This window comes from Nocardioides sp. TF02-7, assembly GCF_022437945.1.
Taxonomy (GTDB): domain Bacteria; phylum Actinomycetota; class Actinomycetes; order Propionibacteriales; family Nocardioidaceae; genus Nocardioides.
The window spans coordinates 3,370,770-3,394,903 of the sequence record NZ_CP092535.1 but is presented as its reverse complement, the minus strand read 5'-3'; the positions used below and the strand labels follow the sequence as shown (position 1 = coordinate 3,394,903).

The window sequence follows — 24,134 nt, the reverse complement described above, 5'->3', positions numbered from 1 at the left end:
GCAGTTCTTCTCGGCGGGCGGTCCGTTCGCGGGGATGGGCGGCTTCGGCCCTGGCGGCGCCGCCGGCATGAACCTCGGCCAGTTCCTCGGCCAGCTGAAGTCGATGATGGAGCCGTTCGAGGGGCCGCTGAACTGGAAGGTCGCCGACGACCTGGCCCGCTCGGTCGTGGCGCAGGAGCCCGACCCGTCCCCCCGGCGGCCGCGACCGCAACCGGGTGGCCGACGCGGTGCAGCTCGCCGACCACTGGCTCGACGTGGCCACCGAGTTCCCCTCGGGCGTGACGTCGACCGCGGCCTGGAGCCGCGCGGAGTGGCTGGTGGAGACGCGTCCGGTCTGGAAGGTGCTGATCGAGCCGGTCGCCGCCCGGTCGGTCACCGGCCTCGGCTCCGCGCTGCCCGCGGAGATGCAGGCGAGCGCCGGGCCGCTGATGGGCATCATCGGCCAGGCCATCGGCGGGATGCTGGCCTCCCAGGTCGGCCAGGCGCTCGGCACCCTCGCCGGTGAGGTGCTCACCGCCTCCGACATCGGGCTGCCGCTCGGCGCCCACGGCAAGGCGGCCCTGGTGATGAGCAACGTCCGGGAGTTCGCGGAGGGCCTCGACGTCTCCGAGGACGACGTCCTGCTCTACCTCGCGCTCCCGCGAGGCCGCCCACCAGCGCCTGTTCGGCCACGTGCCGTGGCTGCGCGACCACCTGGTCGGGGCGGTCACCGACTACGCCAAGGGCATCGAGCTCAACGTCCAGGAGATGCAGCAGCGGGTCGAGGAGCAGCTGCGCGGCATCAACCCGATGGACCCGCAGGCGATGCAGAGCCTGCTCGAGGGCGGGTTGTTCGAGCCGCCGGCCTCCCCCGCCCAGGAGGCGGCGCTGTCGCGGCTCGAGATCGCGCTGGCGCTGGTCGAGGGCTGGGTCGACGAGGTGGTCGGCCAGGCGACGGAGGAGCGGATGCCCGCCGCCACCAAGCTGCGCGAGGCCGTACGCCGCCGCCGCGCCGCCGGCGGCCCGGCCGAGCAGACCTTCTCCTCGCTCGTGGGCCTCGAGATGCGCCCGCGCCGGCTGCGCGACGCGTCCACGCTGTGGGGCGCGCTGCGCACCCGCTCGGGCATCGAGGCGCGCGACGGCGTGTGGATGCACCCCGACCTGCTGCCGACCGCGAGCGACCTCGACGACCCGCTGTCCTTCCGCGCCGACGCGACCGCTCCCCAGGACCTCACCGAGGAGGCGTTCGACGAGGAGCTGCGCAAGCTGCTCGAGGGCGAGGACAAGGGCACCGACGGCGGCCCGACCGACCCCGAGGAGTGAGCGACCTCCACGCCGACGCCCTCGCGTCGCTGCGGTCCTGGCGCGCACCTGACGGGCCCGGCTCACCCGACCGGGAGCGGCAGGAGGCGCTGCGCGCCCGCTTCGTCGCGCACCTCGAGCACACGGCCGACGGCATGTGGCGCTCGTCGTACCCCGACCACCTCACCGCGGGAGCGCTGGTCGTCGACGAGTCCGGGGAGCGGGTGCTGCTCAACCTGCACCGCAAGGCGCGGCGGTGGTTCGCGTTCGGAGGCCACGCCGAGCCCGGAGACCGCACGCTGGCCGGTGTCGCCGCCCGGGAGGCGCGGGAGGAGTCCGGCATCCCCGACCTGCGGCTGCTCCCGGAGCCGGTGCAGCTCGACGAGCACCCGGTGCCGTTCTGCGACCCGCGGGGCGAGGTGCACCACCTCGACGTCCGCTACGTCGCGGTCGCGCCGGCCGCGGCCCGCGAGGTCGCGAGCGAGGAGTCGCTCGACGTGCGGTGGTGGCCGGTCGACGCCCTGCCCGAGCTCGAGCCGGGCATGGTGGCGCTGGTCGGCCTGGCCCGCGCCCTGGTCGGCTGACCCGGCCGGTACCGAACGGGGGCGGACCCCTCAGTCGGCGTCGGGGCCCGCGTGGTCGTCCGGCGGCGGGTCGAGCCGCGCGGCGTCGGACCAGCCGAGCAGGTAGCCCTTCGCCTTCTCCGTGTGCGGGTAGTGGCCCACCCAGCCCCAGAAGGCCTCGTTGTGGTGCGGCTCGATCAGGTGGACCAGCTCGTGGACGATCACGTAGTCGACCACCCAGTCCGGCATCTGCTTGAGCCGCTCGCTGAGCCGGATCGTGCGGTCCCCCGGCGTGCACGAGCCCCACCGCGAGCGCTGGTTGGCCACCCATCGCACCGAGGTCGGCTCGGCCAGCCCGCCGAGGTAGCGGTCGCTGAGGGCGCGCGCCCGCGCCAGCAGGTCGGTGTCCTTGCGGCGCCCACCCTGCTCCTTGCGCTGCAGCCGGGCCACCATCGTGGAGACCCAGTCGCGCTCCTCGGCTTTGGTGAAGCTGTCGGGCACCAGCACCACGATCCGGTCGCCGTCGACGTACGCCGACACGGTCCGCCGCCGGCGGCGCGAACGACGCACCTCGACCCGGGGCGAGTCCTTCATGCAGCGACTCTAGAACCCGCCCACGCCAGGAGTCGCTCGACAGGCCACGTGTTGACGATCCGGTCGGGGTCGATCCCGGCCGCCTCGGCGCGCTCGCAACCGAGGAGCTGGAAGTCGAGCTGGCCGGGCGCGTGGGCGTCGCTGTCGATGGAGAACAGGCAGCCGACGTCGCGGGCCAGCTCGAGGAGGGCGGTCGGCGGGTCCCTGCGCTCGGGCCGGGAGTTGATCTCGACGGCGACCCGGTGCTCGGCGCACGCCTCGAACACTGCACGGGCGTCGAAGCGCGACGGGGCACGCGTGCCGCGGTTGCCGGTCACCAACCGGCCGGTGCAGTGGCCCAGCACGTTCGTGTAGGGGTTGCCGACCGCCGCGACCATCCGGCGGGTCATCTGCTCCGGCTCCATCGCCAGCTTGGAGTGCACGCTCGCCACCCGCACGTCGAGCCGGCCGAGCAGCTCCTCGGTCTGGTCGAGCCCGCCGTCGTCGAGGATGTCGACCTCGATGCCCTTGAGCAGGCGGAAGGACCGACCTCCGGGCACCTGGTCGAGGTGGGCGTTGACCGCGTCGACCACGTCGAGCTGTCGCGTCAGCCGCTCGGCGCTGAGGCCGCGGGCGACCTTGAGCCGCGGGGGAGTGGTCGGTGAGCACCAGGTAGTCGTGGCCGAGCTCGATGGCGGTCATCGCCATCTCCTCGATCGGCGACCCGCCGTCGCTCCAGTCCGAGTGGGAGTGGAGGTCGCCGCGCAGCAGGCCGCGGAGCACCTCCCCGCCCGCCGCGGGCAGGGCGCCGTACTCCGCCTCCACCTCCGCCAGCCGCTGCGGCACCCGGCCGGCGGCGGCGTCGGCGATCACCCGGGCGGTGCTGCGCCCGACCCCGGGAAGGTCGGTCAGCGTGCCGTCCGCCGCCCGGCGGGCCACCTCCTCGTGCCCCAGCGGCAGGATCGCCGCGGCGGCCTTGCGGTAGGCCTGCACCTTGTAGGTGTCGGCCCGCCCGCGCTCGAGCAGGAACGCGATCCGGCGCAGTGCGGCGACCGGCGTGCCGTCGTAGGGGCTCCCCCGCCACGACGCCCGCCGTCACGGCGTGTCCTCGCGCGACACGCCGGGACCGGCCTCAGGTATTTGCCGTCCACAGCCGGTGGACGGCGTGGGTACGGCGTCGGAGCAGGTCACGGCCGCCTCACGCCCCGCGCGGCGGCGTCGTACCGACCCGGTGTCCACAGCCGCCGGACCGGTTTCCCACCGCTGTCCACCACCCGTCCGCATCCTCCACACCTTTCTCCACAACGTCGTCCACAGGCCCGGCCGGACCGGATTGACCCGCCTCGGCCGCCGCTCCTAGCGTTGCACCCAGATGGGGCCCCCGGGGCGCCACCGACGTCCGCAAGGGGAAGGCGGGCGGCGGCGGGCGGACCGGGGGTCTCCTCGCTTTTGCGGCCGCTCAGCGCCTGGCGCGGGCCGGGCGGGCCCGGGCTCGCCACGACTGAAATCAGACATACCGGGCACGGTAGTGCGTGTCCGGAGCGGCGTGCCGTAGGGTCGGGGAGGTTCACGGCCGGTGCCGCGGACCCCGGCGGGCTTCCCCAACACCCTCCCGTCGCGACGACCGAAAATGAGATGAGCAAGGAGGCCGTCATGGCGGAGACCTGGAGCGGCGAGTTCTACTGCGTCAAGTGCAAGGAGAAGCGCGAGGCGGAGGGCGAGGTCAAGGTCAACGACAAGGGCACGCGGATGGCCAAGGCCCAGTGCCCCGTCTGCGGGACCAACCTCAACCGGATCCTGGGCAAGGCCTGATCCGGACCCGACACGTAGACCGCAGCGGGCGGCCCACCGAGAGGTGGGCCGCCCGCGGCTTTTCCACCGGCTTCCCCACCAGCTGTTCCGCCTCGGGCGCTGCCCGGAACGGGGCTGTGGACGAGCCGTGCGGACCGGCGCGCCGGCGTGCGAGCCTGACCCGGTGTCGACCGCCGTCCCGGCTCCGCCAGCCGCGAGCGTGGTGCTGCGCCCCGGGGTGCCCGTGCTGCGCCGCGACGCGCGGACCCTCCAGGTCGGGCTGCACCCCCGCTCACCGCGCGGCTGCCCGACGTGCCGGAGGTGCGGGCGCTCCTCGACCGGCTCCGCGCCGGCGTCGCGCCCGAGGCGCTGCCTCCCGGGGCGCGCCGGGCGCTGACGACGCTGGAGTCCGCCGGACTGGCGGTCCCGGGTGAGCCTCCGGAGGACGACGTGGTCGCGACCGCCCGTGCGCAGTTCGGCGCCGACGGCGATCGCCGGGTCGCGGCCCGCTCCGCGCACGCCGTCGGCGTGCGCGCCGGCGCGGCCCACGCGGGTGCGGTGACCGAGCTGCTCGCCGCCGCCGGTGTCGCCGTCGACGACGACCGGCCGGCGGTGTGGCTCGTGGTCGCCGACGGTGAGCACGTGCGGGAGAGCATCGACCCGCTCGTCCGTGGCGGCCAGCCGCACCTGCTCGTCAGCGGTGACGCGACGCGGCGCCGGCTCGGGCCGTTCGTCGACCCGGGTCGCACCGCGTGCCTGCGCTGCGTCGACGCGCACGAGGCGGAGGCCGACCCCCGCCTCCCGTTCCTCGTCGAGCAGGCCGCACTGGCCCGGGAACCCGCTCCACGCGACCCGGTCGTGGACCGGCTCGCCCTGGCCTGGGCGGTGCGCGACCTCTGCCGCTACCTCGAGGGCGAGCAGCCCAGCACCTGGTCGGCGACGGTCGACGTCGGGCCGGGTGCCGCGCCGGTCGTCGTCCAGCGGCTGCGCCACCCGCACTGCGGCTGTGCGTGGGACCTGCTGCTCGACATCCCCTGACCCGTCACCAGAAGTCGCTGTCGAGCTTGGCCTCCATCGCGCGGACGTGCTCGCGGGAGCAGACCTCGCAGTAGCGTCGCAGCCGGCCCGCCGGCCCCGGGGGCTCCACGGCCGTGCTCCAGGTCAGCGGCGTCTCGTCACCCGGGGCGAGGCGGCCGCAGAAGTCGCAGACGGGCACGGGTCCACCGTAGTCCGGGGAAATGCCGAAGGGGCCGGAGCCCGACGGGTTACGTCGTGCTCCGGCCCCTTCTTCTTTTTCTTCACCCGCGATCAGGTGTCGGAGGAGGCCCCTCCGAGTTTCTGCCTCTCGTCAGAGAGCGCGAGCGAGGGCGAGGCGAGCCTGCTGCGCTGCGCGCTCGGCCTTGCGGCTGACGCGCCGGGCGCGGGCCATCTTGGCCTCGCGCTGCTGCTGCGCCTCTCCCAGGCGCATGGACATATGCGCGCGGGCCAGATCTTCGTTGATCAGGTGGTTCATCTTCTTGCTCCAGTTCAGGTCTTGGGTCATCTCAGAGGGGTGGGTGGGTCGAGGAACTTCGTCGGCGTCACGCGGCAGTGGCGTCCTTGCGGGGCCGACCCCGGGGCCGCTTGCGGGGGATCACCGTTCCTTGCAGGAACAGCTCACCGCCCCAGACACCCCAGGGCTCACGCCGCTCGAGCGCGCCGTCGAGGCACAGCTGCTGGACCGGGCAGTCCTTGCAGAGGGCCTTTGCGAACTCGACGTCGCTGGGCGACTCCGCGAACCACAGCTCCGGGTCGTTCACCCGGCACGGCAGCCGCTCGGCGTCCAGCTCGTCGAGGAAGGACGCCTCGTCGTGCAAGGTGCTCAGCGTCGGCTCGAGAACACTGGTCGTCATGTTTCACCTCCTCGTTTCTGACCTGATCGCGTTGGTCGTTTCATCGGATCGGGTCCGCGGCTTCGTGTGCCTTGAGAAACACGAAGGCCGCGGATCCCGGTTCGGGTTCCGCGGCCTGGAGGCTGCCGAGCTGAGTCTTGTGGATCAGATCGGTGGGCTCCAGGCTGTCGAACCCTGGGCAACGCCGGCGAAGTAACCGGTGTGCCGCTTGTCGGTGGTGCCCGCGATGCCGCGGTCGCGCACGGTGGCCGAAATGGACACACCGGTCCCCGGGAGCGGGGCCACGGCCGTGACCGTGCGGACATCAGCGGTCCGGACGTCGACGGAGGCGGCGCACGCAGGCATGAGGGCACGCGACGGCGCGACCGCATCCGGGAGTGCCGGGTGTGCGATCGCGGTGCGCTGGATCATGTTCTCCACTGGTGCCACCTCCTTCTGAGAGCTTCGGGCGCGGGCCTTGCCAAAGGGCCTCGATGCGCAGTCGTTCAGTTCGTGCGGACCACGCTAGCGGTGGTCGGATGTAAGGAGCAAACCATTTATTGACTGTTTCGAGAATTTTCTTCGCCGACCTGTCTGGACCACCGTCACGGCCCGGCCGGATCTCCATCCTCAGGACTGTTGCGCGACCAGCGCGAGCACGTCCTCGCCGTACTTCTCGATCTTGCTGGGCCCCACACCGTTGATCGTCCTGAGCGCCCGCTCGTCACCCGGCCGGTGCTCGGCGATCAGCTCGAGGGTCGCGTCGGTGAACACGACGTACGCCGGGACCTCGTCGTCGCGCGCCCGCTCCAGGCGCCATGCCTTGAGCCGCTCGAAGAGTGCCTCGTCGTAGCGGACCGGGTGGTGGGCGCAGCGGCCCCGCTTCTTCTCCGCGGCGGTGCCGAGCGGTTGGCTGCACTCGCGGCAGCGCGCGACCTTGCTGCGGGCGCGGCCCCCGGGCTGCGGCTGCTCGCGCCGGGGCAGGAGCGGCGCGAGGAAGCGCGACGGCTGGCGCCGGGCGGCCTGCCCGGGGTTGCGGGCCGCCGCCCAGGTGACGGTGAGGTCGCGCCTCGCGCGGGTCATGCCGACGTAGAGCAGCCGCCGCTCCTCCTCGACCGTGGCGTCGGTGTCGGCGTAGGTGATCGGGACGGTGCCGTCCTGCACGCCGGCGCAGAACACCGCGTCCCACTCCAGCCCCTTGGCGGCGTGGAAGGTCGCGAGCGTCACGCCCTCGGCGGCCGGCGCGTGCTGCTCGGCCGCGCGGCGGTCGAGGTCGGCGACGAAGGCCGCCAGGTCGCCTCCCTGCTCGCGCGCCAGCTCCTCGGCCTGGGTGACGAGCGCCTGCCACGACTCCCACCGGTCGCGCACCTGGCCACGGGCGGTCGGCGGGGTCGGCGTCCAGCCCATGCCGCCGAGGACGCCCCGCACGACGTCGAGCCACGGCTCGTCGGCCGCCTCGCCGGAACGAGCGGCACCGCGCAACCGCACGACGGCCTCCCGCACCTCGGGCCGGTCGAAGAACCGCGCCGCGCCGCGCACGACGTAGGGCACCTCCCGGTCGCTGAGCGCGTCCTCGAAGCTCTCCGACTGGGCGTTGATGCGGAACAGCACCGCGATCTCGGCGTACGGCGTGCCCTTGCGGTGCAGCGCGGCCACCTGGTCGGCGACGTAGGCGGCCTCGGCGACCTCGTCGGAGTGCCCGACGAAGCGCACCGCCGGGCCGGCCTGCTGCTGCGACCGCAGCTCGACCCCGGCGCTGCGGCTGCCGGCGAGCAGGCCGTTGGCGGCGGTCACCACCTGCGGGGTGGAGCGGTAGTTGCGCACCAGCTCGATCGACGTGGTGCCGGGGTGGTGCCGGGCGAAGTCGAGCAGGTAGGTCGCGTCGGCACCGGCGAAGGAGTAGATCGTCTGGGCCGGGTCGCCGACCACGCACAGCTCATCGCGGCCGCCGAGCCACAGGTCGAGCAGCGCCGACTGCAGCGGCGAGACGTCCTGGAACTCGTCGACGACGAACCACTTGTACTGCCGCCGCACCTGCGCCGCCACCCGCTCGTCGGAGGCGAGGACGCCGGCGGTCAGGGAGCAGCACGTCCTCCATGTCCATCCGGCCCTGGTCGCGCTTGACCTCCTCGTAGGCGGCGAAGACCTTGCCGACCGTGTCGGGTGCCTGGTCGCCCACGGTCCGGCCGCGTCGCACGGCATGGACGGCGTAGTCGTCGGGACCGACGTTGCTGACCTTGGCCCACTCGATCTCGGAGGCGAGGTCACGCAGCAGCGCCTGGTCGGCCGAGAGCCCGAGCCGCCGGGTCGCCAGCGCCAGCATGCCGAGCTTGGACTCGGTCAGCTGCGGAAGCTCGGTGCCGTGCACGTGCGGCCAGAAGTAGCGCAGCTGGCGCAGCGCGGCGCTGTGGAACGTGCGGGCCTGGACGCCCGGGGCGCCGAGCCGGCGCAGCCGCTGCCGCAGCTCGCCGGCGGCCCGGGTCGTGAACGTGACCGCCAGCACCTCCGTCGGCGCGTAGACCCCGGTGAGCACGCCGTGGGCGATCCGGTGGGTGATCGCCCGGGTCTTGCCGGTGCCGGCGCCGGCGAGCACCCGTACCGGACCGCGCAGGGCCTCGGCGACCTGTCGCTGCTCGGGGTCGAGGGCGCCCAGCAGCGCCTCGACGCGGGACCCGTCGGTGCTCACGGCTGGAACAACTCCTTGGCGGATGGGGTTGGATCGGTGACAGTCCGTGACCCTAGACGGCGGAGGCGACACACCCGATGAGCTCCTTCACGATGTACACCACGACCTGGTGCGGCTACTGCCGTCGGCTCAAGAGCCAGCTCGACCGTGAGGGCATCGAGTTCGACATCGTCGACATCGAGCAGCAGCCGGAGGCCGCTGCGATCGTGGAGTCCGCCAACGACGGCAACCAGACCGTGCCGACCCTCGTCTACAGCGACGGCACTGCGATGACCAACCCGTCCCTCGCGCAGGTCAAGGAGAAGCTCGCCGCGCTCGCGGGGTGACCGGCTCCTCACCAGCTGCCCGGCAGCGGGCCGCCGTACCAGTGCTCGACGAGTGACCGGCTGATCGAGACCCCGCCGGGCAGCACCAGCGTGCCCGCCTCCGCCTGGGCGCGCATCTCGTCGCGGGTGAACCAGCGCGCGTCCTCGACGTCGTCGTCCTGCAGCACGATCTCCTCGGTCAGCGCCCGCCCGTGGAAGCCGAGCATCAGGCTGCTCGGCATGGGCCACGGCTGGTTGCCGAAGTAGGTGACCTCGCCGACCACCACGCCGGTCTCCTCGGCCACCTCGCGGCGGACCGCGTCCTCGAGGGTCTCGCCCGGCTCGCAGAACCCGGCGAGGGTGGAGAACCGGCCCTCCGGCCAGCGCGGGTGGCGCCCGAGCAGGCACCGCTCCTCGGCGCTGCTCGGCTCCCCCGCCGCCACCAGCATGATCACCGCGGGGTCGCTGCGCGGGAACTGCGGACGTCCGCAGCCGGTGCAGACGAGCTCGTGCCCGGCCGCGCGCGGCTCCAGGCTCCCTCCGCAGCGCGGGCAGTGCCGGGTCGCCCAGTGCCACTCGGCGAGCCCCAGCGCGTGCAGCACCAGCGGCGCGAGACCGGAGCCGACGAGGTGCGGCAGGGGCGCCGCGCAGCGGCACCCAGCCGTCGGGGTCGGCGGCCGCGACGTCCGGTCCGACGACCACCGCCCACCACGTCGTCCCGTCGCGCTCGCCGAGGAGCAGCCGCAGGCCGTCCGGCGCCTCGGCCGTCGGGAGCCAGGTGAGGCCCTGCTCCCCCGGCCGCACCCGCGTGCCCGCGACCACCAGCACCCGGCTCGTCGGGTCCGCCCACCGCTCGGCCAGCCACGCCTCGTCGGTGCGGAGCAGGCCGAGCCGGTCGTGGGGGTCGCGCGCGAGGTCGAGGTGCGGGTAGGCCACGGGTCCACGGTAGGGGCACGCACGTCCCGGTTGACGGCGCCCCACCTTTCTGTTGAGAATGATTCTCATGTTCAGAACAACCACCGCCATGCTGCTCACCGCCTCGCTCTCGCTCGCCGCCTGCGGCAGCGAGGACGCCGCACCCGCGGCCGGGCCCTCCCCTGCGCGGACCTCCGCTGCCCCGCCCGCCACCGAGGTCGACCACCCGCAGCCGCGGGTGGCGGTGACCTACGACGGCGGTGTCCTCGTGCTCGACGCGACCTCCGGCGAGCTGCTCCTCGACCAGCCGGTCGACGGCTTCCCTCCGGCTCAGCCCGGCCGGCGACGACCGGCACGCGTTCCTCAGCCGCGCCGGTGGCTTCACGGCGCTCGACCTCGGCAGCTGGACCGACGACCACGGCGACCACGGGCACTCCTGGACCACCGAGCCGCGGCTCACACCGTTCACCGTCCCGGCCGAGGAGCCCGGGCACGTGGTGGCCCACCACGGCCGCACCACGCTGTTCGACGACGGCACCGGCACCGTCACGGCGCTCGACCCCGCCGACCTGGCCGACCTGGCCGACCTGGCCGAGCTCGACGAGGCGGAGCCGACGCTGGACACCTGGCGGCTCGACGAGCCGCACCACGGGGTCGCGGTGCAGGACGGCCACGGCAACCTGGTGCACACGGTGGGCGACGAGGAGGCCCGCAGCGGCATCCGGGTGGCGACGGCCGCCGGCAACGAGCTGGCCGCCTCCGACGACTGCCCCGGCGTGCACGGGGAGGCGTTCGCGGGCGACGTCGCCGTGTTCGGCTGCGAGGACGGCGTCCTGGTGGTGCGCGGCAGGGAGATCACCAAGGTCGAGGCGCCCGACCGCTACGGGCGGATCGGCAACCAGGCCGGCCACGAGACGTCGCCGTACGTCCTCGGCGACTACAAGACCGACCCCGACGCCGAGCTGGAGCGGCCGACCCGGGTGTCGGTCATCGACACCCGCGACGCGTCGCTGCGGCTGGTCGACCTCCCCGCCAGCTACAGCTTCCGCTCGCTCGGCCGCACGCCCTCCGGCGACGGCCTGGTGCTCGGCACCGACGGCCGGCTGCACCGGGTCGACGCCGAGGGCGGCCGGGTGGCCGCGTCGCTGCCGGTCACGGCGCCGTGGCGGGAACCGCTCGACTGGCAGCAGCCGCGGCCCACGTTGCAGGTCGCCGGCACGACCGCCTACGTCACCGCGCCGGCCACCCGGGAGGTGCACGTCGTCGACCTCGCCCGGTTCGAGGTCACCGCGTCCCTCGACCTCCCGGAGAAGCCCAACGAGCTGCTCGCGGTCACCGGCTGAGACCCGCCGCTTCCGGATCCGCTGGCTCCACGGTCGCCGCCGTCCCCGGATCCACCATGGTCCCTCCACGATCCCTCCACGTGGCCGCCAAGCACGGCGGCCGGAGCCCGCGGACGCTGGGTCCATGGCCTCCCACCCCAGCCGACCGGTCGACCGACCGGACAAACGACCGGACAAACGACCGGGCAACGCGCACCGTCCGGCACCCGCCGCCCACGACGTCGTCGTCGTGGGCGGCCGGTGCGCCGGCTCGGCCGTGGCGCGACTGCTGGCGGCCCGCGGCCACGACGTGGTCGTGCTGGAGCGCGCCCCGCTCCCCAGCGACACGCTGTCCACCCACAACCTCGCCCGCGGCGGTGTCGTGCAGCTCGCGCGGTGGGGCCTGCTCGCCGGCGTCCTCGCCGACGGGGCGCCGGCGGTCCGGCAGGTGCGGTTCGCCGCCGGCGGCTCCACGGTCGTCCGGCCGGTGAAGGACCGCGCCGGTGTCGACCTGCTCCTCGCCCCCCGCCGTGCCCGCCTCGACCTGCTGCTCGTCCGGGCCGCCGCGGACGCCGGAGCGCAGGTGCGCACCGGCGTCGCCGTGACCGGCCTGCTCCGCGACGGACGCGGACGGGTCGGCGGCGTCACGGCACGCACCCGCGACGGCCGCGTCGAGGAGCTGCGGGCACGGTACGTCGTCGGCGCCGACGGCGTCCGCTCGCTCACCGCGGCCGCGGTGCAGGCGCCGACGGTGCGCGCCTTCGACCACCACGCCTCGACCTACTACGCGTACGTCGGCGGCGTGCCCTGGCCGGCCCTGGAGTTCCACGTCGGCCCCCGCGCCTACGCCGGCGCCTTCCCGACCCACGACGGCCTCGCGTGCGTCTGGCTGTGCCGCCCGACGTCGCTCACCGGCGCGCTCCGGCACGCGGGGCGGACGCGGCCCGCCGCCTTCGTCCGGGCGCTCGACGAGCTGGCGCCCGACCTCGGCGCCCGGGTCCGGGCCGGCCGGCTGCACGGACCGGTCCGTGGCTGGGACTCCCCGCCCAACCGGGTCCGCCGCGCCCACGGCCCCGGCTGGTCACTGGTCGGCGACGCCGGCTACTACCGCGACCCGGTCACCGGCCAGGGCATGACCGACGCGTTCCGCGACGCCGAGCTGCTGGCCGACGCCCTCGACCGCGTCCTCACCGGCACGGACGCCGAGGCCGCCGCGCTCGCGGCGTACGAGCGCGAGCGCGACGCCGCGCTCGCGGAGACGCTCCGGCTGACCGAGCAGATGACCCGCTTCCCCGAACCCGACCGCTTCACCGAGCTCGCCATCGAGCTGGGCGAGGCCGTCGACCGCGAGGCACTACGGCTGGCCTCGCAACCCACCCCGAACGGGGTGGTCCCACCACTGATGACAGGAGCAGCACGATGACCACCGAAGCCCCCGCCTCCCGCGCCCTCAACGGCGTCGACACCGACGGTCTCTTCGCGACGATCGGCGTGGTGCGCGACGACCCCGGGCTGGCCCGGTTCCAGTTCCGCGCCCGCACCCGGTGGCTGTCCGGCACCCACAACCGCACGACCATCGACGACTTCCACGGGGCCGGAGCGGAGCACACCCGGTCCGCCCCCTTCGAGGTCGACGCCGACCACCCGACGGTGCTGGTCGGGCAGGACCACGCCCCGACGCCGGCCGAGCACCTGCTCCAGGCGCTTGCCGCGTGCCTCACCAGCGGGCTCGCCAACATCGCCGCCGCCCGCGGGATCCGTCTCGACGAGGTCACCGCGCGGGTCGAGGGGGACATCGACCTGCGGGGCATCCTCGGGCTCGACGAGTCCGTGCGCAACGGGTTCGAGGGCGTCCGGGTCACCTTCCACGTCGCCGGCGACGGCACGGCCGAGCAGCTGGCGGGCCTGGTCGAGCAGTCGCGGCAGCGGTCGGCCGTCTACGACGTCGTGACCCGCGGCATCCCGGTGACGATCGCGGTGGCGACCGCCTGAGCCCGCCGCAGGAACGGGATGGCAGGACCTCGCCGGCGGTGCCACCATGGCCGGGTGGTCCTGCTGCTCGAGGGCTCGGTCGAGCTCGACGAGCCCCGCCTCGAGCTGCGGCGCGACGGCGAGGTGGTCCCGCTCGAGCCGCAGGCCTTCGACGTCCTGGTCCACCTCGTGCGCCACCGCGACCGGGTGGTCACGAAGGAGGAGCTGATGGACGCCGTCTGGGGCGGCCGGTTCGTCACCGAGGCCGCCGTGACCAGCCGGATCAAGCAGGTACGCCGCGCGCTCGGCGACGACGGGCGCAGCCAACGCCTCGTGCGGACGCTCCACGGGCGCGGCTACCGGTTCACCGGCGACGTCCACGAGGCCGGCGACGTCGGCGCCGCACCCTCCCCGGCGCAGCCGGGCACCGGTCGCGGCGCACCGGTGCGGTACACGACGAGCGACGGTCTCCACATCGCCTACCAGGTCACCGGCGGCGGCCCCCGCGACATCGTGCTGATCCCCGGCTTCGTCTCCCACCTCGACCTCGACTGGGACGACCCGCGCCACGCCCGCTTCCTCGACCGGTTGGGCACGATGGGCCGGCTGCTCCGCTTCGACAAGCGCGGCACGGGGATGTCGGACCGGCCGGCCGGGGTCCCGGCGCTGGAGACGCGGGTGCACGACGTGCTCGCGGTGATGGACGCCGTCGGGTCCGAGCGGGCGGTGCTCGTCGGCTACTCCGAGGGCGGGCCGATGGCGCTGCTGATGGCCGCCACGCACCCCGAGCGGGTGTCGGCACTGGTGCTCTACGGCAGCTATGCCAAGCGGACCCGGGCCCCCGACTACCCGTGGGGACAGAGCGACGAGGAGCGCGCGGCGTACACCTCCGAGCTGGTGCGCCGCTGGGACTGGGCGGCCGACCTGCGGCTGCGGGTGCGCTCGGGCGACGACGCGATGGCCCGCTGGTGGAACCGCCGGATGTCGGCGGCGGCGACGCCGACGACCGTCCGCGCCCTGATGGACATGAACGCCGCGGTCGACGTGCGTGGGGTGCTGGCGTCGGTGTCGGTGCCGACGCTGGTGGTGCACCGCACGGAGGACCCGCTGTTCTCGGTCGCCGAGGCGCGCTACCTGGCCGACCGGATCCCCGGCGCCCGACTCGTGCTGCTCGACGGTGCCGACCACTTCGTCGCCGGCGACCCCGACCAGATCCTCGACGTCGTCGAGCCGTTCGTCGCCGCGGTCCCGGAGCCCACGCCGCACCGGTCGCTGGCGGCGGTGACCGCGGTCGCAGGCCCGGTCGCCACGAGCGTCACGGCGGTCCTCGTGGCCGCCGGCGGGCGGGAGCGGCCGGTGGCGGAGGGCGGCCGGGTGGTGCTTCTTCGACGGGCCGGCGACCGCGGTCGCCGCCGGCACCGCGGCCCTGCGACGCCACCCCGGGTGCGCCCTCGGCCTCTCGGTCGCCGACGTGCCGCTCACCGGGCCGGTCGGCGGCCCGACCGTCACGGCGGCCGCGGAGCTCGCGGCCCGCGCCGAGCCGGGACACGTGCTGCTCTCGGGCACGGCGGTCGCCCTCCTCGCCGACGCCGGCATCGCGTTCGAGACGGCGCCGGGCGGCGCCGCCGAGCGCGTCGTCGCGGCCACCTGACCCCGCTCCGCGCGCCCCGGTCGTTCACGGACGTGGCAGCAGCCGCTCGAGCTCCGGCCGGTCGGGCAGGTCGTCGTGGACGACCAGGTCGCCCGTGCGGACGTAGTAGAACCCCGCCCGCACCCGGTCGACCGGCAGCCCGTGGAGCTCGGCCCACGCCAGTCGGTAGAGCGCGAGCTGGAGGGTGTCGGCCGTCTGCCGGGCGCTGGTCTTCCAGTCGACGACGAGGACGGAGCCGTCGGGCTCGGCGTAGACCGCGTCGATCCGTCCCCGCACCACCTGCCCGCCGAGCACCACCGCGAACGGCGCCTCGACCGCCGCGGGCACCCGGCTGCCGAACGGGCCGGCCTCGAACGTCGCGATCAGCTCCGCGAGGTCGGCCTCGTCCTCGATGCCGGCGTCGGCCCGGCCGGCCAGCTCGTCGGGGTCGAACAGCCCCTGCTGGCCGAACCGCGCCTCGACCCAGGCGTGGAAGCGGGTGCCGAACCGGGCCGCCGGGGCGGGCGGTCGCGGCATCGGGCGCACCAGGTCGGCCGCGAAGCCCTGGGGGTCGTCGCGGAGCCGGGCGAGCGCCGTGGCCGACAGCGTGCTCGGCAGCGGGACCACCACCTCGGTCGCGCGCTCGCGGCGGGCCTCGGCCAGCAGCCGCTCGATCTCGTCGTCCCAGGCGGCCACGCGCGCCGCGTCGACGAGGTCGAGCTCGGGGTCAGGCACGGTCGGGTCGGCCGCGCGCACCAGGGCCGCGGCCTCGGCCCGGCGGGCCGCCTCGGCGCCCTGTCCCTCCACTGGGCCCTCCGCCGGCCAGGGGCGCGAGCCGTCGATCTCGGCGACCGGGTTGGGAGCGTCCTTCTCGGGCTTGTCGCGCCACTCCACCGGTTCGCCCCAGGCGTCGCAGAGGTCGCGCAGCTGCTCCTGGAACGTCGACGGTCCGTAGGGGGTCTTGCGGGTCCCCCACAGGAACGACGTCACCCACAACGTGTGCTCGGGCCGGGTGAAGGCGACGTAGCCCAGCCGCAGCTCCTCCTCGGCCTCGTGGTCGCGGTTGGCCTTGCGGTAGGCGTCGAGCGCCGCTCGGTCGTGGCCCTGCAGCGCCGGCAGGTCGGCGGCGTCGCCGCGCAGCGGTGCCGGCAGCACGCACGGGGAGGAGGTCCACAGCGTCCGGCCCTGCGTGCTGGGGGAACCGGCCCTCCGCGACGCCGACGCAGAACACCGTGTGCCACTCCAGGCCCTTCGAGCGGTGCACGGTCAGCAGCTTGACCGAGTCGGCCTCCGACGGCGTCGCGACCTCCAGCCCGTTGCCGGCCTCGTCCTCGGCCGTGAGCCACGCGACCAGGGCCGGGAGCGTGACGTCGCCGTCGACCGCCTGGAAGTCGGCGACCGCCTTGACGAACAGGTCGAGGTTGTCGCGCCGGGCGGCCGCGGCCGGGCTCACCGACGCCGCGAGCTCCACCTCCACGCCGGTGACGTCGATGATCCGGCGGACCAGGTCGAGCAGCGGCTCGCCGGTCGCGCTGCGCAGCAGCCGCAGCTCGTCACGCAGCAGCGCGAAGCGCTCGCGCGCCTCGGCTGAGTAGTCGGCGTCGCCCGGGTCGGCCAGGGCGTCGTCGAGGCACGGGATCTCGGCGGGGTCGATGCCGTCGGCGATCCCGACGAGCTGGTCGTGCAGGGTCGCGGCGGAGACGTCGCGGCCCCGTCGGCCGGCGAGCTCGAACGCCCGCTCCGCCAGCAGCTTGAGGTCGCGCGGGCCGATCGCCCAGCGCGGGCCCGCGAGCAGGGTGAGCAGCGACGCGTTGTCGGTGACGTCGTGGACCAGCTTGAGGGTCGCGACGACCGCCGCGACCTCCGGCAGCCGCACCAGCCCGGACAGCCCCACGATCTCGACCGGGACACCGGCACCCGTCAGCGCGTCGAACACCGCCTCGCCGTGCTGGTTGTCGCGGCTCAGCACCGCGATCCGCGACCACGGCACGCCCCGGTCGTGCGTCGCCGTCACCTCCTCGGCCAGCCAGGCGAGCTCGTCGAGGTGGGTCTCGAACACCTTGACCCCGACCGATCCCGGCTCCGGCTTGCCGTACTCGAGCCGCGCGACCTTGTCGCCGTACTTCTCCATCAGCGGGGCGGCCAGCTGGTTGGCGACGTCGAGGATGCGCGTCGCCGAGCGGCGGTTGACGGTGAGCGGCAGCACGGGCACCGCCCCGTCGCGGGCGGGGAACACCTCGGGGAAGTTGACGATGTTGGAGACCGAGGCCCCGCGCCAGCCGTAGATCGCCTGGTTGGGGTCGCCGACGGCCATCACCGGGTGGCCGCCGCCGAACAGCCGGGCGAGCATCGTCGCCTGGGCGACCGAGGTGTCCTGGTACTCGTCGAGGAGCACCACCTTGAAGCGCTCGCGCTCGACCGCGCCCACGTCGGGCTGCTCCGCGGCCAGGCGCGCCGCGAGCGCGATCTGGTCGCTGAAGTCCATCAGCCCCAGGTCGGCCTTGAGCCGACGGTACGACGCGACGAGGCCCATCAGCTCGCCACGCCGGTCGATCACGTCGATCGCCTTCTGCGGCGCCTGCAGGTAGGTCTTGCGCGCCTTGCCGGCGAGCTCGGCCTCGTGGGCGCGCTCGAACGCCCGCCGCTCGGCAGCGTCGAGCTCGCGCACCTGGGCGGGCGTGACCAGGTGCTCGCTCATCGCGCCGTCGAGCGCGAGCAGGTTCTGGATCACCGTCGGCGGGTGGTCGGAGAGCTTCTCGACCGGCCCCTCGTAGCGGTCGACGGCCCGGGCCCCGAGCTGGTAGCGCGCGGCGTCGGTGATCACCCGGGTGTCGGGCTCGTGCCCGATGCGCAGGCCGTGGTCGGTGAGGAGGTTGGCGGCATAGGCGTTGTAGGTGGCGACCGTCGGCTCGAGCACCTCCTCGTCGTCGGGCCCGGCCTGAGGTCGAGCGCGCCGGCGGCGGTGAGCGCGTCGCGGATCCGCTGGCGCAGCTCGGCGGCCGCCTTGGTGGTGAAGGTGAGGCCGAGGACCTCCTCCGGGCGCACCTGACCGGTGAGCACGAGGTAGACGACGCGGGCGGCCATCAGCGTGGTCTTGCCGGAGCCCGCACCCGCGATGACGACCACCGGCGAGAGCGGCGCCGTGATCGCCCGCCACTGCTCCTCGCTCGGCGGGGAACTTCGCCCGCATCGCCCGCTGCAGGTCGGCAGGACCGTTGATGCCGCCCGTGACGACGGCCGGTGCGGCGGTCACTGCACCACCACCGATCCGGCGCTGCGCGCCGGGCACAGGGCGAGGAAGCCGCACCCGCGGCAGTGGTCGCCCGGGATCGCGGGGAACTGCTCCTCGCGCAGCAGCCGCGCCGTCGCGGCGATCCGCTCCCCGCAACGCGCGACGCTGCTCGCCGTCGCCGGCGTGGGGCTCCTGCGGCTGCACGGTGACCGCGGCGGAACCGTCCTCGAGCCCGAGCTGCACCAGCTCGGCACCCCCGCGACCAACCCGGTGAGCTCCTCGTCGGGACGGTCGAGGGCGCCGGCGTCGACGGCGTACTGGTAGAGCGCCAACTGCACGTGGGCCCGCACGGCGGGACCGCTCGGGGGCGGTGCGGCCGGTCTTGAGGTCGACGACCACGACCCGGCCGTCGCCGTCGAGCTCGACCCGGTCGGCGTAGCCGTGGATCCGGACCTGGCTGCCGTCGTCCATCGCCACGACCGTGGAGAACCGCGCCTCGGTCGCGAGCAGTCGGCGCGGGTTGCCGGCGTGCCAGGCGAGGTACCGCGCCAGCGCCGCGCGGACCCGGGCGTGCTCGCGCTGCTTGGACCAGGGCGTGCGGAAGTCGAGCCGGTCCCACACCGCGTCGACCTCGGCCATCAGCAGGTCGAGGTCGGCCGGTGCGCTGCCGTCGGCGACCCGCTCGGCGAGGGCGTGGACGATCTGCCCGAGGTTGGCCGACTGGGGCGCGCGCACCCGGCCACCGGCCTCGTCCTCGAGGAACCACCGGGTCGGGGCAGACCGCGATCGCGTCGAGCACGCTCGCCGACACCGGCACCGGCTGGTCGGCCTCGCGGATCGGCCGGACGGACCGGCTCGCGGCGCGGGTGCCCCACCACGTGGCGGGGTCGGCTGCCGGCACCAGCTGCCGCTCGCCCGCGCCGGTGGCCGTGGCCAGGCGGGCGAGCCGGCGGGCCGCTGCCTCGCGCAGCGCCGCGGGCGCGGCGGGGTCGGCGGCGGTGCGTCGCAGGTCGGCGACCAGGCCGCCCATCGACAGCGGCCGCGGCGGACGGCCGACGACGTGCTGGATCTGGTCGGTCGTCGGCACCAGCTCCTCGAGGAAGCGGGAGGGCTGCTCGCCCTCGTCGTCGGGTGACCGGACGGCGGTCACCACCAGCCGCTCGCGGGCGCGGGTGCAGGCGACGTAGAAGAGCCGGCGCTCCTCGGCGAGCAGCTCGCGGGCGGTCACGGGCGGGACCAGCGTCGCCTCGCCGGTCGCGGTCGGGGGCCCGATCCGGTCGGCCTGCAGCAGCGTCGTGCGGCGGCGCAGGTCGGGCCAGGCGCCGTCCTGGACGTGCGCCACGACGACCAGCCGCCACTCCAGCCCCTTGCTGCGGTGGGCGGTGAGGAGGCGGACCGCCGCCCCGCGGGCGCCGCGGTCGGCGAGGGTGTCGGCGGGGATCTCCTGCTGGACCAGGCTCTCGAGGAACGCCGCCACCCCGAGGTGCTCGCGGCGCTCACCAGCCCGCACCGCCACGTCGAAGAGGGCGCAGACCGAGTCGAGGTCGCGGTGGGCGCGCCGGGCGGCGGCCCCGCCGGTGTCGACCGCGCGCCGCAGCCGCTGCGGCCACGACGTGCCCGCCCAGAGGGTCCACAGCAGCTCCTCGGCGTCGGCGCCTGCCTCGAGCTCGGCGCGGGCCCGGGCCAGCAGCGCCGCGAGCCCGCGGGCCCGGTCGACCTCGGCGCCCTCGAGCCCGTCGAGATGACCGGCGTCGACGACGGCCAGCCGTACCAGCTCGCGGGACGTGCGCGGCGTGGCGCCGCTCGCCTGCGCGGCGTCCTTCTCGCGCGCCCGCAGCTGCCGCGCCAGGCGGCGTACGTCGCCGGCGTCGAGGCCGCCCAGCGGCCCCGTCAGCAACGCCTCCGCCCGGCCCGGGTCGACGTAGCCGACGTGGTCGTGGTCGGTGACGTCGAGGTGGACCACGGCGCGCAGCGCGTCGAGCAGCGGCAGCACGGCCGGGTCGCGCACCAGCGGCACCTCGTCGCTGGCCACCTCGACCGGCACGCCCGCCGCACCGAGCGCCCGGCGCAGCGGCGGGATGTGGTTGCGGCCCGACCGGACGAGCACCGCCATCTCGTCCCACGCGACGCCGTCCTCGAGGTGGGCCCGGCGGAGCAGGTCGGCGAGGTGGTCGGCCTCGGCCCGCTCGGTGTCGAACGTCGTCACCCGCACCGAGCCGTCGCCGTGGGCGCCGCGCTCGGCGACGGGCGCGAGGAACGCCTCGCGAGCAGCCTCGTCGATCGTGCCGGGCAGGCCGATGCGACGGGCGACCCGCTGGGCGGCGACGAGGATGCGCGGGCCGAAGCGCCGCGTGGTGCGCAGCGCCACCACGTCGGCGGGCGTGCCGTCGGGGCGCGGGAACCGGGTGGGGAACTCGAGGATCCCCCGCACGTCCGCGCCGCGGAAGCCGTAGATCGACTGGTGCGGGTCGCCGACCACGACCAGCTCCTGCGCCCCGCGGGTGATCGCCCGCAGGAGCGCGACCTGCCCCGGATCGGTGTCCTGGTACTCGTCGACGAACACGTGCTGGTAGCGGCCGAGCAGCTCGTCGCGGTTGACCTCCGCCTCGATCTGCGCCCGCCGGATCAGGTCGGCGTAGTCGGTCGCACCCTGGCTGTCGAGGGAGTCGAGGTACTGCTCGAGGAACAGGCCCGCGGCGACCATCTCGTCGATGCCCTCGGCGACGCCGAGCGCGTGCAGCGCGTGGCCGTCGAGCCCCTTCTCGCGGGCGCGGGCCAGCACGGCGTGCACCTCCCGCGCGAAGCCGCGGGTGCCGAGGGCGCGGTGCAGCCGCTCGGGCCAGCGCACCGACTCGGGGTGGTCGGTGAGCAGCTCGCGCAGCACGACGTCCTGCTCGGGGGCCGACAGCAGCCGCAGCGGGCCCTCGTAGAGCTCCGCGGGCGCGAACCGGCGCACCAGCGAGTAGGCGAAGGAGTGGAACGTCGAGCTGAGCTGGGTGCCGGTCGTGCGCCCCAGCCGCGCCGTCACCCGGTCCCGGAGCTGCTCGGCGGCCTTGCGGGAGAACGTGAGCGCCAGCACCGAGTCGGGCGCCGCGCCCCGCCGCTCGACCCGGTCGACGATCGCCTCGACCAGGGTCGTCGTCTTGCCGGTGCCCGGCCCGGCGAGGACCAGCAGCGGCCCGCCCGGGTGGTCGACGACGCGGCGCTGGTGCTCGTCGAGCGCCGGCGGCGGCGTGGCCGGCGCCGGCGCGGCGAGCCGGTAGGTCGTCGCGGTGGTGGCGGTCGTGGGCGTCATGGCGCGGCCCACTCAACCATCCGCCCCCCGACGCAACGGCGACGGGTGGCGCAGGGTCGCCCCCGGGGCGGGTCGCCGGGCGGGTCGGCCCGGGCGGGTCAGCCGGGGCGGCGCTCCTCGGCCGACCGGTCGGCGGGCTCGAGGCGCGGGTCGCAGAGGAGGTACTGGCCGAGCAGCCCGGGCCGCTTGCGCGACACGCGGGGCGTCGCCGGGAGCGGGCGGCCCTCGGCGTGGTCCCACGCGCGGTCGGTGCGGCGTACGACGCGGCGCGCGAGCGAGCCGAGCACGCCGGCGTGCGGCAGGTAGGGGGTGCGGCCGGGTCGGCTCGGCCGGCTCGACCTCCCGCAGCCGCGCGGCGAGGCCGTCGAGCGCCTCGTCGTCGAGCACGTCGGTGAGCCGGGCGACGACCTCCTCCTCGGTCCGGCGGCAATCGCCGAGCGCCTCCGCGACCTCCGCCCACACCGTGGACCACGGGAACCGCTTCTCGTACGTCGAGCCGTACTCGTGCGCCTTGACGTGCGCGAGCACGATCTCCAGCCGGTGCGCGGCGTCGCAGTAGGCACGGGCGACCTGCCGGTCGGAGCCGCGGCCGCGGCGGACGGGCGGCAGCAGCACCTCGGTGACGGCGTGGACGTGCCGGCTGGCGGCCGTGACGAGCTCGTCGATGGGTGCGTAGCCGCGGGGCGGGCTCCCGACCGCGTCCGAACCGCCGGGCGACCCCCAGCCCTCCGTCAGGACGTCGAGCCGCTCGGCCAGCTCGTCGTGCGTGTGCCGCACGGTGTCGGCCAGGTTCGCGGTGCTGCCCATCGGACTCACCTCGCACGCGTGGGTTGCTCCCTCCATCGTGCGCCGCGGGCGGCGCCTTCACAAGACGGTGGCGGGGCGGCTTCCGCGAAAGGCTGGAGGGCGCTGCGGCTCCTCGTGCTGGTCAGTCGTCGAGGACGGGCCGGTCGTTGTAGACCTCGGCCGGCTCCTGGCCGCTGAGCTCCTGGATCGCCGTCATGATCCGGTCGGTGAGGTCGCGCCGTGCCCGCCCCGGCGGGACGCCGTCGTACTCGTCGGCGACGGTGATCGGCGGCCCGAACGACACCCGCACCTTCGCCAGCCGCGGCATCCGGGAGCCGATCGGCTGGAGCCGCTCGGTCCCCACCAGGCCGACCGGGACGACCGGCGCCCCGGACGTCAGCGCCAGGTGCGCGACCCCGGTGCGGCCCCGGTAGAGGCGGCCGTCGCGCGACCGGGTGCCCTCGGGGTAGATGCCGAACGCCTCTCCCCTGCCGAGCACACCCAGCGCGGTGTCGAGCGACGCCATCGCCGCGGCCGAGTCGTCACGGTCGACCGGCAGCATCCCGAGCCCCCCGAACCACGCGCGCGACACCGCACCCCGCACCCCGGTGCCGGTGAAGTAGTCGGACTTGGCGAGGAACACCACCTTCCGCGGCACCACGATCGGGATCACCACCGAGTCGGCGAAGCTCAGGTGGTTGCTCGCCAGAATCACCGGCCCGCTCGCCGGCACGTGGTGCAGCCCGCGGATGACCGGCCGCCAGACCGCCTTCGCCAACGGCGGCACCACGGAGTGGAGCACGTGGTAGAGCACGGCGACGACGCTAGGGGTTACCGACGGGTCCGCCGAATGGCGTCCAGGGGGTGGGTCGCTGGGCGCTGGGAAGCGGGGCGGCTGGTCGGGTGCGCAGCGCGGGCGGCGGGTCGGCGGGGGTTGCGACCGACAGGGCAGCGACGGGAAGGAGTGGGCGGGGGTCGGGCGCCGCGGCCGATCACAGCGCCGTGGGAGGCCGGCCTGGTCGGGTGCGCAGCGCGGGCGACGGGTCGGCGGGGGTTGCGACCGACAGGGCAGCGACGGGAAGGAGTGGGCGGGGGTCGAACGCCGCGGCCGATCACAGCGCCGTGGGAGGCCAGCCTGGTCGGGTGCGCAGCGCGGGCGGCGGGTCGGCGAGGGTTGCGACCGACAGGGCAGCGACGGGGAGGCGTGAGCCCGGGGGCGGGCGCCGCGGCCGGTCACAGCGCCGTGGAGGGAGCTACCCGGGAGTTCGAGCGACTCCCTCGGTGCTGTGACCGGTGAGAGCGCCCGGGAAGCGACCGGAACTCCAGGGGAGCGACGATTGGTCACAAACCGCGACATGACAGGCAATCCTCGTGCGGTTTCTGACCAATCCAGGCCCGCTGGGGCCGGGCGCGGCGCCCGACCACCGCCGCCCCCCTCCCCGTCGCTGCCCTGTCGGTCGCGACCACCAGCGGCCCGCCACCGGCACGGCGAGTCCGAGGGGTCCGCGCCCGCCGGCACCCTCCGCGGCGCGCTCGCGCACCCGACCCCCGCCACCGAAGGCCGCCAGGCGACCCCGGCCCCCGCGGACCTCGACCGCGAGCGCGGCAGCGTTCCGTCCCCGCCACCGCCGGCCGCCAGGCGACCCCGGCCCCCGCGGACCTCGACCGCGAGCGCGGCAGCGTGTCGCACGCGGCGAAGCCGCACGGTGCGACGCCCGTGGGGCCGAGCCTGCGAGGCCCCGCGCGGCGAGCACCGTCTGCGACACGCTCGCGCCAAACAAAACAAGCGAAGGGCCCTTGTGAGTATGAGTCACAAGGGCCCTTCTGGTGACCGGTACTGGTGACGCTCCCGGTCGATCCGGCCGGCGGCCGGGATCCCACGAGCCTCGTCACCCGGCTCGTGCGGCGCGCGT

25 protein-coding genes and 2 pseudogenes are annotated in these 24,134 nt (G+C 75.2%); 10 read left to right on the top strand and 17 right to left on the bottom strand.

Features of this window, described 5'->3' with window-relative positions; genetic code table 11:
* Window positions 1–215 precede the first annotated feature (215 nt).
* The 3 genes and pseudogenes from MF408_RS25780 to MF408_RS17460 all read left to right on the top strand — a co-directional run.
* Window positions 216–578: pseudogene (locus tag MF408_RS25780) on the top strand (zinc-dependent metalloprotease); the annotation flags it as partial.
* Window positions 579–672: 94 nt separating this feature from the next.
* Window positions 673–1,302, top strand: a complete 630-nt coding sequence (locus MF408_RS25775; protein ID WP_275693212.1) for a zinc-dependent metalloprotease — start codon at window positions 673–675, stop codon at window positions 1,300–1,302.
* On the top strand, window positions 1,299–1,865 hold the full coding sequence (locus MF408_RS17460) for an NUDIX domain-containing protein (protein WP_240248754.1): 567 nt from the start codon (window positions 1,299–1,301) through the stop codon (window positions 1,863–1,865). The genes MF408_RS25775 and MF408_RS17460 overlap by 4 nt, the downstream gene beginning before the upstream one ends.
* A gap of 30 nt (window positions 1,866–1,895) precedes the next feature.
* On the opposite strand, the gene MF408_RS17455 is transcribed toward MF408_RS17460, so the two are convergent.
* From MF408_RS17455 to MF408_RS17445, 3 genes and pseudogenes are all read right to left on the bottom strand, one after another.
* Window positions 1,896–2,438: a M48 family metallopeptidase gene (locus tag MF408_RS17455; protein WP_240248753.1), complete on the bottom strand. Its 543-nt coding sequence runs from the start codon at window positions 2,436–2,438 to the stop codon at window positions 1,896–1,898.
* Entirely contained in the window at window positions 2,435–3,010 is a 576-nt protein-coding gene (locus MF408_RS17450; protein WP_240248752.1) for a PHP domain-containing protein, read from the bottom strand. The genes MF408_RS17455 and MF408_RS17450 overlap by 4 nt, the downstream gene beginning before the upstream one ends.
* 106 nt (window positions 3,011–3,116) lie before the next feature.
* A pseudogene (locus tag MF408_RS17445) lies at window positions 3,117–3,410 on the bottom strand (PHP domain-containing protein); the annotation flags it as partial.
* 660 nt (window positions 3,411–4,070) lie between these two features.
* Between MF408_RS17445 and MF408_RS17440 the strand changes: the two are divergent.
* Together MF408_RS17440 and MF408_RS17435 are read left to right on the top strand one after the other, a co-directional pair.
* Window positions 4,071–4,229, top strand: coding sequence for a DUF5679 domain-containing protein (locus MF408_RS17440; protein ID WP_240251990.1), 159 nt, complete (start codon window positions 4,071–4,073; stop codon window positions 4,227–4,229).
* A gap of 300 nt (window positions 4,230–4,529) precedes the next feature.
* Window positions 4,530–5,246: a hypothetical protein gene (locus MF408_RS17435; RefSeq protein ID WP_240248751.1), complete on the top strand. Its 717-nt coding sequence runs from the start codon at window positions 4,530–4,532 to the stop codon at window positions 5,244–5,246.
* 4 nt (window positions 5,247–5,250) lie between these two features.
* Here the strand turns inward: MF408_RS17435 and MF408_RS17430 are convergent, their stop codons facing one another.
* From MF408_RS17430 to MF408_RS27050, 6 genes are all read right to left on the bottom strand, one after another.
* Complete coding sequence (locus tag MF408_RS17430; RefSeq protein WP_240248750.1) at window positions 5,251–5,424, bottom strand: hypothetical protein; 174 nt, start codon at window positions 5,422–5,424, stop codon at window positions 5,251–5,253.
* Between the two features lie 132 nt (window positions 5,425–5,556).
* On the bottom strand, window positions 5,557–5,751 hold the full coding sequence (locus MF408_RS17425; protein WP_240248749.1) for a hypothetical protein: 195 nt from the start codon (window positions 5,749–5,751) through the stop codon (window positions 5,557–5,559).
* A 37-nt stretch (window positions 5,752–5,788) separates the two neighbouring features.
* Entirely contained in the window at window positions 5,789–6,100 is a 312-nt protein-coding gene (locus MF408_RS17420; protein ID WP_240248748.1) for a WhiB family transcriptional regulator, read from the bottom strand.
* Window positions 6,101–6,244: 144 nt separating this feature from the next.
* Window positions 6,245–6,520: a hypothetical protein gene (locus tag MF408_RS17415; protein WP_240248747.1), complete on the bottom strand. Its 276-nt coding sequence runs from the start codon at window positions 6,518–6,520 to the stop codon at window positions 6,245–6,247.
* Window positions 6,521–6,709: 189 nt separating this feature from the next.
* On the bottom strand, window positions 6,710–8,125 hold the full coding sequence (locus tag MF408_RS17410) for an ATP-dependent DNA helicase UvrD2 (RefSeq protein ID WP_345893757.1): 1,416 nt from the start codon (window positions 8,123–8,125) through the stop codon (window positions 6,710–6,712).
* Window positions 8,016–8,765, bottom strand: a complete 750-nt coding sequence (locus MF408_RS27050; protein WP_345893756.1) for an ATP-dependent helicase — start codon at window positions 8,763–8,765, stop codon at window positions 8,016–8,018. The genes MF408_RS17410 and MF408_RS27050 overlap by 110 nt, the downstream gene beginning before the upstream one ends.
* Window positions 8,766–8,842: 77 nt before the next feature.
* On the opposite strand from MF408_RS27050, the gene MF408_RS17405 reads away from it, so the two are divergent.
* Window positions 8,843–9,091 carry a mycoredoxin gene (locus MF408_RS17405; RefSeq protein ID WP_240248746.1) on the top strand — a complete coding sequence of 83 codons (249 nt, stop codon included), beginning with the start codon at window positions 8,843–8,845 and terminating at the stop codon, window positions 9,089–9,091.
* A gap of 8 nt (window positions 9,092–9,099) precedes the next feature.
* Here the strand turns inward: MF408_RS17405 and nudC are convergent, their stop codons facing one another.
* A complete protein-coding gene (gene nudC, locus MF408_RS17400; protein ID WP_240248745.1) occupies window positions 9,100–9,672 on the bottom strand; it encodes an NAD(+) diphosphatase in 573 nt (190 codons plus the stop codon).
* 573 nt (window positions 9,673–10,245) lie between these two features.
* Between nudC and MF408_RS17395 the strand changes: the two genes are divergently transcribed.
* From MF408_RS17395 to MF408_RS17385, 3 genes are all read left to right on the top strand, one after another.
* Window positions 10,246–11,328, top strand: a complete 1,083-nt coding sequence (locus tag MF408_RS17395) for a hypothetical protein (protein ID WP_240248744.1) — start codon at window positions 10,246–10,248, stop codon at window positions 11,326–11,328.
* A gap of 124 nt (window positions 11,329–11,452) precedes the next feature.
* A complete protein-coding gene (locus tag MF408_RS17390; RefSeq protein WP_240248743.1) occupies window positions 11,453–12,730 on the top strand; it encodes an NAD(P)/FAD-dependent oxidoreductase in 1,278 nt (425 codons plus the stop codon).
* A complete protein-coding gene (locus MF408_RS17385) occupies window positions 12,727–13,299 on the top strand; it encodes an OsmC family protein (protein ID WP_240248742.1) in 573 nt (190 codons plus the stop codon). The genes MF408_RS17390 and MF408_RS17385 overlap by 4 nt, the downstream gene beginning before the upstream one ends.
* Before the next feature lie 824 nt (window positions 13,300–14,123).
* On the opposite strand, the gene MF408_RS17380 is transcribed toward MF408_RS17385, so the two are convergent.
* A complete protein-coding gene (locus tag MF408_RS17380) occupies window positions 14,124–14,375 on the bottom strand; it encodes a hypothetical protein (RefSeq protein ID WP_240248741.1) in 252 nt (83 codons plus the stop codon).
* Window positions 14,376–14,749: 374 nt separating this feature from the next.
* Between MF408_RS17380 and MF408_RS17375 the strand changes: the two genes are divergently transcribed.
* On the top strand, window positions 14,750–14,929 hold the full coding sequence (locus MF408_RS17375; RefSeq protein ID WP_240248740.1) for a hypothetical protein: 180 nt from the start codon (window positions 14,750–14,752) through the stop codon (window positions 14,927–14,929).
* Window positions 14,930–14,953: 24 nt separating this feature from the next.
* Here MF408_RS17375 and MF408_RS17370 read toward each other — a convergent pair whose 3' ends face one another.
* From MF408_RS17370 to MF408_RS17345, 6 genes are all read right to left on the bottom strand, one after another.
* Window positions 14,954–15,643, bottom strand: coding sequence for a PD-(D/E)XK nuclease family protein (locus MF408_RS17370; protein ID WP_240248739.1), 690 nt, complete (start codon window positions 15,641–15,643; stop codon window positions 14,954–14,956).
* Window positions 15,636–17,825: an ATP-dependent helicase gene (locus MF408_RS17365; protein ID WP_240248738.1), complete on the bottom strand. Its 2,190-nt coding sequence runs from the start codon at window positions 17,823–17,825 to the stop codon at window positions 15,636–15,638. Before MF408_RS17365 ends, MF408_RS17370 begins: the two co-directional genes overlap by 8 nt.
* A complete protein-coding gene (locus MF408_RS17360) occupies window positions 17,729–18,034 on the bottom strand; it encodes a UvrD-helicase domain-containing protein (protein ID WP_240248737.1) in 306 nt (101 codons plus the stop codon). Before MF408_RS17360 ends, MF408_RS17365 begins: the two co-directional genes overlap by 97 nt.
* The gene (locus tag MF408_RS17355) at window positions 17,992–21,435 is read right to left on the bottom strand and encodes an ATP-dependent helicase (RefSeq protein ID WP_240248736.1); all 3,444 of its coding nucleotides are present in this window, start codon (window positions 21,433–21,435) and stop codon (window positions 17,992–17,994) included. The genes MF408_RS17360 and MF408_RS17355 overlap by 43 nt, the downstream gene beginning before the upstream one ends.
* Before the next feature lie 12 nt (window positions 21,436–21,447).
* Window positions 21,448–22,242: a hypothetical protein gene (locus MF408_RS17350; RefSeq protein WP_240248735.1), complete on the bottom strand. Its 795-nt coding sequence runs from the start codon at window positions 22,240–22,242 to the stop codon at window positions 21,448–21,450.
* Window positions 22,243–22,363: 121 nt separating this feature from the next.
* On the bottom strand, window positions 22,364–23,035 hold the full coding sequence (locus MF408_RS17345) for a lysophospholipid acyltransferase family protein (RefSeq protein ID WP_240248734.1): 672 nt from the start codon (window positions 23,033–23,035) through the stop codon (window positions 22,364–22,366).
* Between the last annotated feature and the right edge of the window lie 1,099 nt (window positions 23,036–24,134).